This window comes from Bacillus haikouensis (assembly GCF_013179555.1).
Lineage (GTDB): Bacteria > Bacillota > Bacilli > Bacillales > Bacillaceae_B > Rossellomorea > Rossellomorea haikouensis_A.
The window spans coordinates 1-2015 of the sequence record NZ_JABMCR010000472.1 but is presented as its reverse complement, the minus strand read 5'-3'; the positions used below and the strand labels follow the sequence as shown (position 1 = coordinate 2015).

2 protein-coding genes are annotated in these 2015 nt (G+C 40.5%); both read left to right on the top strand.

The features are described from left to right. The first annotated feature begins 116 nt into the window (after positions 1–116). The gene (locus HP456_RS23305; RefSeq protein ID WP_172255488.1) at positions 117–482 is read left to right on the top strand and encodes an ArsR/SmtB family transcription factor; all 366 of its coding nucleotides are present in this window, start codon (positions 117–119) and stop codon (positions 480–482) included. An 18-nt stretch (positions 483–500) separates the two neighbouring features. Next, a partial coding sequence (locus HP456_RS23300; protein ID WP_172255486.1) for a heavy metal translocating P-type ATPase occupies positions 501–2015 on the top strand: 1515 nt, incomplete at its 3' end.

Genomic DNA, 2015 nt, shown 5'->3' with positions numbered 1-2015 from the left:
GAATAGAATAGTTACAAACGAATGATAATGTTTGACAGCTGCCGATTCTTTACTTATCATTAAAATATAATACATGAACACATTGTCATATATTGAAATAGAATAGGAGTGACACCATGGGAAAAAATAATAAACAAGATCATGCAGTCGAATTCGATAACAAAGATCGGGTAAGCGATAAGGAAAACTGTATCGAAATCGATGATGAAACATTATTTATCGTCACACAAACGTTCAAAGCTTTATCAGAACCAACCAGGGTAAAAATATTGCATTTATTGGCGCAAAAAGAACATTCGGTCAATGAAATTGCAGAGAGACTCTCGCTTCTTCAAACAACGGTGTCACATCAGCTGCGTTTCTTGAAAAATCTGCGGCTGGTCAAATACAGACGTGAAGGAACGACGCTATTTTATTCTGCTGATGATGATCATGTGATGAATATGCTGCAACAAACAATGCATCATGCGAGACATCACTAAATTCACGGGGGAATGGTCATGAATGAATATAAACTTCAGGGACTCACATGCGGGAACTGTGCGAGGGAAATGGAGGAACAGATTAATAAGTTGGAAAACGGTGACGGCTCAAGAATTCTCTACAACAGCAGCAAGCTGTTGGTAAGTGATGGAGTCGATATGGTGAAGGTGGAAAAAATTCTTTCTACAGATGGTGCAGCAATCATAAAAGAAAATTCTCCTGATAAACCGGACCATGGTCATGAACATTCACATTCAAGCAATGATAAAATGAAAATCTTGATCGGTTTATCTGCCATCATTTTCTTTTCTGCCATCTATGTGGACACCCAGCTGAGTAATCTTGTGCCTGTCATCATGTACCTGACAGCTGCGTCCATCAGCGGCTATCCTACATTTATCAAAGGTGCCAAAAACCTTATTAAACTTAAATTCAATATCGATACGTTAATGACAATTGCATTAATCGGGGCCTTTTCCATTGGCGAATGGAAAGAAGGGACACTTGTCGCGATTCTCTTTGGAATCAATGAACTCCTTGAAGGGATGGGTATGGAGAAAGCTAGAAAATCGATGGAAGAACTTCTCAAAGTTGCACCAAAAGAAGCGATTCTGATTGAAAATGGGCTGGAGAAGGTTGTTCCGATCAGTTCTTTGCGAGCAGGGTATCTCGTATTGGTCAAATCCGGTCAAAAAATCCCTTCTGATGGAGTCGTAGTTTCCGGAAGAAGCTCAGTGAACGAAGCAGCCATTACGGGTGAAGCGATGCCTGTCGAAAAAGAATCGAATGAAAAAGTATATGGGGGAAGCATAAATAATGAAGGTGTGCTGAAAGTAAGGATCACGAAAGAGTATAAAGATTCTTCCCTTGCGAAAATTCTTCATTTAGTGGAAGTGGCACAGGAAACAAAAACACCGACCGAGCAGTTCATCAATCGCTTTGCCAAATATTATACGCCGATCATCATGATCATTTCCGCTCTTGTTATGATTTTTCCCCCTCTTCTACTTAATGGTGAATGGAGCTCCTGGTTCTACCAGGGACTCGCTGTTCTTATAGTAGGGTGTCCATGTGCGCTAATCTTATCTTCTCCAATCGCCATCGTTTCAGGGATTGCGCGCAATGCTAAAAATGGAATCCTTATAAAAGGCGGCGTATACCTTGAACAGCTGGGAAATATTGATACAATTGCCTTCGATAAAACTGGAACATTGACGAAAGGCCGCCCTTACGTAGAAAAAATGTTTGTGTATGAGGAAGAGAGCTTCTTCAAAGTAGCAGGATCGATTGAAAAAACATCTTCGCACCCTATTGCAAAAGCTGTAATGGAAAAAATCAGCGGTCAAAATCTTATACTTGATGATCCTGATGAGATCAACACCATATCAGGACAGGGAGTTTCTGCCATTATCAACGGACAATCGTTCAAGGCGGGGAATGAAAAGAGCATTACCTTCCCTTTGCCTGCCGAGGTATCAGAAGATATCGCTGCATTGAAAAATGAAGGATATACACTTGTTATCGTTTCAAGT

Coding starts and splice junctions, on each gene's coding strand:
- HP456_RS23305 (WP_172255488.1), top strand. CDS start 117: ATGGGAAAAAATAATAAACAAGATCATGCAGTCGAATTCGATAACAAA.